This is a genomic window from Candidatus Hydrogenedentota bacterium, assembly GCA_035416745.1.
In the GTDB taxonomy this organism is placed as follows: Bacteria; Hydrogenedentota; Hydrogenedentia; order Hydrogenedentales; family SLHB01; genus UBA2224.
In genome coordinates this window covers 154,592-161,333 of record DAOLNV010000001.1, presented here as the reverse complement: position 1 = coordinate 161,333, position 6,742 = coordinate 154,592, and the positions used below count along the sequence as shown (strand labels likewise).

Here is a 6,742-nt window from a genome sequence, read left to right as displayed (position 1 = left end):
GTGAACGGCATTTCGGATATCGGGATGAGTTGTTTTGCATACACTCGCGGACGCTTCCCACTGCTTGAGGGCCTCGACCTGCCCCTTGGCTACCCCGACGGGTCGACGGCAACGCGGGTCGCAAATGAGATGATCCAGAAATACCAGCCAGCCGAGATCGCTGACACCCATCTCCTTTACGTGCACGCCCACGGTCCCGGCATCCTCGCCTCCAAGAAACCCGTACACAAGCTCGAAGACCTGGCAGGGCTTAAAATCCGGGCTACGGGTCTTTCATCGAAAGTCGTCGAGAGTCTTGGCGGCGCCGCCGTGGGCATGAGCCAGCCCGAAACCTACGAAGCCCTGCAAAAGGGCGTCGCGGAGGCGACGCTATGCCCCATCGAGACCCTCAAGGGATGGAAACAGGGTGAGGTGATCGACTACGTCATCGACAGCACCTGCATCGGCTACACCACGGCGATGTTCGTCACGATGAATCTCGATGCATGGAACAAGCTGCCCGCCGACATTCAACAGATCTTCAACGAGGTCAGTGCCGAATGGATCCCCAAACACGGCGCTGCATGGGACCAGGCTGATGTTGAAGGCCGGGAGTTTGTCGCAAGCCTCGGGAAGCAAACCATCACCCTGGATGAGGCGGAACAGGCCCGGTGGCGCGAGAAAGTCGCGCCCATCCTGAATGACTACGTCGCCAACATGGCCCAGAAGAACCTGCCGGGCGACAAGTTCCTGGCCGAATTGCAGGCGAAGCTGGCCGCGTCCGCAAACCGGTGACTTCTCGAGGAAAGGAATCGACCGTCGTATGACTAGCCGTCTGAAGGCGTTGTACGCCTGGTACAACGCGATTGTGAAGGCTGTGATCATGATCATGGCGTACACCGCGGCGGCCGCGGTGTGCGTCATGGTCGTGACAACCTGCCTCGATGTGGTACTGCGGAAACTGCATAATGCGCCGCTACCGGGGGCGTTCGACATCGTAACTCTTGCGGGCGCCGTCTGTATCTCGTGCGCGTTGCCGTATACCACGGCGGTCAAGGGACACGTTTCCATCGAGCTCTTCTTCCACAAGCTCCCGCGCCGCGGCCGGATTATCGTCGATACGTCATGGCGGCTTTTGGCCATCGTGTTGTTCGTGTTGATGTGCCGGCGATGCGTCCTGCAGGGCAGCTCCATGTACAGGAGCGGCGAGGTAACGCCTACCCTCCAGGTGCCAATGTTCTGGACACTCCACATGCTGGCATTCTCGTGCGGCTTGACCACCTTGGTGATTATTCACAACATGCTGCATCCCAACCGGGAGTTGATCAAACCATGACGGAAATTCAGATCGGCATTCTCGGTTGCGTGGCGTTGGTCGTGCTTCTTGCAAGCAGCATGCCCGTGGCATTGTGCATGGCTGTGGTCGGCACGGTCGGGTTCGCCATCGTCGTATCGCCCCACGCGGCGTTCAGCATGGCCACAAACGACTTCTACGGAACGTTCTCGAACTACAGCCTCACCGTGATCCCCCTCTTCGTCCTGATGGGCCAGATCGCGTTTCACGGGGGCATCAGCCGGCGCCTGTTCAATACCGCCTACGCATGGCTCGGCCCCCTGCCCGGCGGCTTGGCCATGGCCACCGTGGCGGCGTGCGTGGGATTTGGCGCAATTTGCGGCTCGGGACCCGCCACGGCGGCAACGATGGCGGCCGTGGCCCTGCCCGAGATGCGCCGCTACAACTACGATGTGGAACTGGCCAGCGGCACGGTGGCTTCCGGCGGCACTCTGGCCATGCTCATTCCCCCGAGCGTGGTCTTTATCGTCTACGCGATCATGACCGAGCAGTCCATTGGCGAATTATTCCTTGCAGGCGTCGCCCCCGGCATCATGATCGGCGCGATGTTCTGCATTACCATCTATGTGAACTGCAAACGCCGGCCCCATCTCGGGCCGCCCAGTCCCCCCATGACGTGGGCGCAACGGTTCAAGGCCCTGGCGGGCGTGTCCGAAACCCTGATCCTGTTTGCCATCGTGATGGGCGGGATGTTTATCGGGCTGTTTACGCCTACCGAGGCCGCTGCTATCGGCGCCGCCGGCACAATCGTCGTCTCCCTGGTACAGCGGAAACTGACCTGGAAAGTCTTCGTGCAAGCGCTGATCGAAACGCTTCGCACGTCCTGCATGATTATGATCATCATAGCGGGCGCCTTGATCTTCGGGCATTTTCTAGCCGTTACACGCATCCCCTCCGTACTGGCCGAAACCCTGGCGGAGCTTCCCGTCCCCCCATTCGTGATCATCGCACTCATCATCCTCTTCTACCTCGTGGGCGGCTGCTTTCTCGACGCGCTGGCCCTGTTATTGCTCACGGTTCCCATCTTTTACCCGGTTGTCCAGAAGCTCGGATACGACCCCGTCTGGTTCGGCGTGATCATGGTCGTGGTCACACAGATGGGCGTTATTTCGCCCCCGGTGGGCGTCAATGTATACGTGGTAAGCGGCATTGCGCGCGATATTCCCCTGCAAACGGTGTTCAAGGGTTCGCTGCCCTTTCTGGCGGCACTCATCGTTGCCTCGGCAATGCTGGTCGCGTTCCCTTGGATCTGCCTGTTTCTACCCAAATTGATGAGGTAAATGCTACGGCCAAACAAGAGGGGTGCAGGCCATGACAGAAACCATTCGAGACACCGGCGCATACGAGCGCATCCTGTTCTGCACGGACTTTTCCGAAAACGCCGAATTCGCTTTCGACTACGCTCTGGATGCTTCCGTACGCCGCCCCGGGAGCATCCTCTACATCTTCCACGTCATACCCGAACCCGACGCCCAGTTCTGGAAAACCTATCTCTACGAAGTCGAGGACGTCGACCAGAAGGCTACGCATGACATCGACGAGCACATACAAGAAGCCTACCTCGCGCGCACTCCAGCATCCGTCAACATCGAAGTGGTTATCCGCGTAGGCAAAGACTGGGAAGCCATCCTCCAGTTCGCTGAAGAAAAGGCCGTCGATCTCATCGTTATGGGCCGCCACGGGCGAAGTTCGCTCGGCAAGGTGCTCTTCGGAAACGTGACCGAAAAAATCTGCCGAAAAGCCCAATGCGCCGTGCTCATCGTCCCGTTGTCGATGAAAGAACGCAAGAAACAGGTGCAGGACGGGACCTGACGTTCCCCCGATGTCTATTTGCCTTTGCCCCGCGCAGTCCGTATCGTATGCCCGCATGGGACGAAAAACAGTTCTATTCAGATGCCACAGCTGTGGCCATTGTTGCACGGACGTGGTCTGTTTGCCTACTCCGTGGGACGTGATTCGGATTGTGAAGAACACGGGTGAATCCCCATACGTGTTTCTGGAATTCCTGGGACCGGACGACATCAGCGGCGTCAACAAAAAGGACCCCACATGGCTGATGTGCGGCAAACAACGGTATCTCATGGCGTTGAAACGGGGAAGGCGCGGCTGCCATTTCCTCAACAAGAAGACCAGATTCTGCAGAATATACGAGCACCGGCCTCTCTTGTGCCGGTTATACCCGTTCAAGCTGCAGGAAACGCAGAGCGGCGCGTTCAAAGGGTTCACCCTGCACAAAGACGTGGGATGCCCCCGCCAGCGCGGCGGCGTGGTCGAGACAAAACCCCTCTACAAGCTCTACCGCCAGGATTGTGGGCATCAAGTGGACTACGAGGACTTGGTGCGGGTATTCAACAATCGTGAGTATCCGGGCAAGAAATCTTCGGATTTCATCCAGATGTTTATCGAGGTCAGATGAGCGCCATAGATGTAACCATTGCGTGCAGCGGGGCGCCGGTCGAGGAAGCGGTTGAGGCCCTGGAAGGTATCGCGCCCCTCGTGCGCGAGTGTCATGTGACCGCCGAGTTCCTCATCCTGACCGGCAGCGCCGCCACGGAGCCGCCGACAGACATAGGCGGGTTTGCCGTACGGAGAGTGCCCCTCGAGCGCAACACCTGCGGAGACGCCCTGCGGGCGTCGGTCCGGGAAGCCAACGGCGCCTGGCTGATGACCCTCGAAAACCCAAGCCCCCACGATGCTTCGCTGGTGTTTGCATTCTGCCGGCGCCGTAACCGCGGCGACCTGCTGATCGCTTCCCGTTACGTGACGGGCGGCGCGTACACGATGCCCTGGTTGCGCGGCTTGGTGAGCAGATCGCTCAATTGGATGTACCGCACGGCCCTTTCACTGCCCATTCGCGACCTCTCTTCCGCACGGCGCATGTACCGCACGAGCATGCTTCGCCGCGTCCCCATTGAGGGTGAAGACTACGACGTGCTCATGGAGGTTCTCCTGCGGTTCATGTCCAAGGGCGGCAGCGTCATTGAGCTGCCTTTCCACTATGAGTCCAAACGTTATCGCCAGGAAGCGGGGACGGTATTCCGGCTTTTCAGAAGCTGCCTCCGCACCTTGAAACGCATGCATGCCCTCCGCAATAGTATCGGCTTCCCGGACTACGACTACCGGGCCTACGACAGCCGGATCTGGCTGCAGCGCTATTGGCAGCGCAAGCGCTTCTCGATCATCCGCCGGCTCACTGACGGCCCCGGCCGCATCCTTGACATTGGGTGCGGCTCGAGCCGCATCATCACCACGCGGCCGGAGATGTTCGGGCTCGATATCAACATCAGCCGATTGCGGTTTCTACGCGATAAGGCGCCGCGCCGCCTGCAGGCCACCGCCGGAGCGCTGCCCTTCGGCGATGAGCAATTCGACATCGTGGTCAGCTCTCAGGTCATCGAACATACCCCCGAACTGAATTGCGTCCAGGAGGCCGCCCGAGTCTGCCGGACAGGCGGCGTCGTGGTCATTGGAACACCCGATTACGCCACGTTCTGGTGGCCTGTCACCGAGCGCCTCTACGCGCTGGCCCGCCCCACGGCGTACGCAGACGAGCATATCATGCACTATACTCGGGCCTCGTTATGCAAAGAGATGGAGCGGTGCGGCTGTGAAATCGAGGAATGCTGCTATGTCGGAGGGGGAGAGCTTATTGTAAAGGCCGCCAAACGCCGGCATCTCCCACAGGGAGACGGACCTACTGAACTGAGGCTGAATCAGGACTGAACGAACGGCCATGCGGCTCGATACGAAACATCTGTTGGTGGGTCTGGACAGGCTGCGCTGGCTTCTGAGGGACGATGGGGCACCGGCGGAAGGTAAACTATTGCCCTGACTGATATTTATGAGAAATGCGCGCGACTGTCTGCGTAAGCACTTTTTCTCTCGTTGACTTCATTTTTGGGGCATGCTATAGTCGGTTTGGTAGTGGGAACTAAAACGCAGATGCATGTATTAAGTTGGGGAGTCGCGTTGGAGCATAAATGGGGAGATTCCGTGCCCACGCCACATTCAGGTAGAGTTAGCCCTCTCACATCCACGGGAGTCCGTACCATATGAAGAAGTGGACCGTGATGATGATCCCCCATGGCAAGGGGGCCACACGAAACCTCAGTCTCTGCAGCTTTCACCTCTGGTTAACCGTTGCGTGTTTTTGTGTCCTGGCCTTTGCCTCCACATTCACCTTCCAGCTTTACCGCTATTCCCAGGCCCAGGTGCATGAACTGGAGCGGGCAACCTTTCAACTCCGCACGGCGGGGGGAGTCATCCACCGCATCGAGGGGATTACTCCCGACGAACTGGCCGCCATCGAAAGCAAGTACCGTGAAGATTACAAGAAGAGTATCGATTCCATTACAAGTAAATTGAACCGGCTCTACGAACTGGAGTCCCAGATTCGCGAGGTACATGACCTTCCGGCCAAGGTCCGGTCCTCCGCCGACTACATACGCGACGGCGTCGGAGGCGTAGGCGGCCCGCCGGCGGACCTCAGCGATATGGTTGCTTCGAGCGGGGATGAACTCACGCGCCCGTCAAACTGGATATACGGTTTGTCAGAGCCTTCCGCCGACCTTATTATCCAGGAAATCGACCTGCGCGTTGCCAGCCTCCAAGAATTGTTGGCGGCCACGACGGAAAAACGCGAGCGCATCGCCTGCACGCCCAATATCCTTCCTACCGTCGATCCCCGCAGAAAGCTCTCTTCCCGGTTCGGCAACCGCAAGGACCCCTTCTCGAAGCGGCTGCAGTTCCATACCGGCCTCGACATCTCGGCGCCGGCCAAGTCTTCGGTGTTGGCGACAGCCAAGGGCAAGGTCATGCGAGCCGAGCGTGACGGCGATCTGGGCAATATCGTCGAAATCGACCATGGTTACGGGTTCCGGACATTGTACGCCCATTTGTACAAGTCCGTGGTCGAGGTGGGCGATATCGTAATGCGCGGCGACAAGGTCGGACTGGTCGGCACGACGGGGCGCAGCACCGGCTACCATGTCCATTACGAAGTGTATAAGAACGGCAAGAACATCGATCCCGAAACTACTGTGGTCAACTAACTATGCTCGATTCCGGAAGAAAAAAAACGTACAACGAGACCAATGTCGTTACGATTATCGGCCAAGGCACGACAATCGTCGGCGAATTGAAATCAAAAGGCACGGTTCGCATCGAGGGCATGGTGTCCGGGCGCATTCATTGCGATGACACCATCGTCATCCAGGAGACCGGCCGCGTCAAAGCCGAGCTCGTAGCCGGCCAGATCATCATCAGCGGCGAAGTGGAAGGAAATGTGTTCGCGCATGACCGCCTCGAGGTCACCGCGAAGGGCAAGCTCCTGGGCGACATCACCGCGCCGAAGATCGCCATAGCCGAAGGCGTCTTGTTCGAAGGCAAGTGCCAGATGAAGGCGCCGGG

At 58.9% G+C, this 6,742-nt stretch carries 8 protein-coding genes; all 8 read left to right on the top strand.

The window, feature by feature from the left end:
- Positions 1-774, top strand: a 774-nt coding sequence (locus PLJ71_00675; GenBank protein HQM47165.1) for a TRAP transporter substrate-binding protein, incomplete at its 5' end; no start/stop codon positions are given.
- 28 nt (positions 775-802) lie between these two features.
- Positions 803-1,315, top strand: a complete 513-nt coding sequence (locus PLJ71_00670) for a TRAP transporter small permease (GenBank protein HQM47164.1) — start codon at positions 803-805, stop codon at positions 1,313-1,315.
- Positions 1,312-2,613, top strand: coding sequence for a TRAP transporter large permease (locus tag PLJ71_00665; protein ID HQM47163.1), 1,302 nt, complete (start codon positions 1,312-1,314; stop codon positions 2,611-2,613). The genes PLJ71_00670 and PLJ71_00665 overlap by 4 nt, the downstream gene beginning before the upstream one ends.
- 31 nt (positions 2,614-2,644) lie before the next feature.
- Positions 2,645-3,145: a universal stress protein gene (locus PLJ71_00660; GenBank protein ID HQM47162.1), complete on the top strand. Its 501-nt coding sequence runs from the start codon at positions 2,645-2,647 to the stop codon at positions 3,143-3,145.
- Positions 3,146-3,200: 55 nt separating this feature from the next.
- The gene (locus tag PLJ71_00655; protein HQM47161.1) at positions 3,201-3,749 is read left to right on the top strand and encodes a YkgJ family cysteine cluster protein; all 549 of its coding nucleotides are present in this window, start codon (positions 3,201-3,203) and stop codon (positions 3,747-3,749) included.
- Entirely contained in the window at positions 3,746-5,056 is a 1,311-nt protein-coding gene (locus PLJ71_00650; GenBank protein ID HQM47160.1) for a methyltransferase domain-containing protein, read from the top strand. Before PLJ71_00655 ends, PLJ71_00650 begins: the two co-directional genes overlap by 4 nt.
- 329 nt (positions 5,057-5,385) lie before the next feature.
- A complete protein-coding gene (locus PLJ71_00645; GenBank protein ID HQM47159.1) occupies positions 5,386-6,384 on the top strand; it encodes a M23 family metallopeptidase in 999 nt (332 codons plus the stop codon).
- 2 nt (positions 6,385-6,386) lie between these two features.
- A partial coding sequence (locus PLJ71_00640) for a polymer-forming cytoskeletal protein (GenBank protein HQM47158.1) occupies positions 6,387-6,742 on the top strand: 356 nt, incomplete at its 3' end.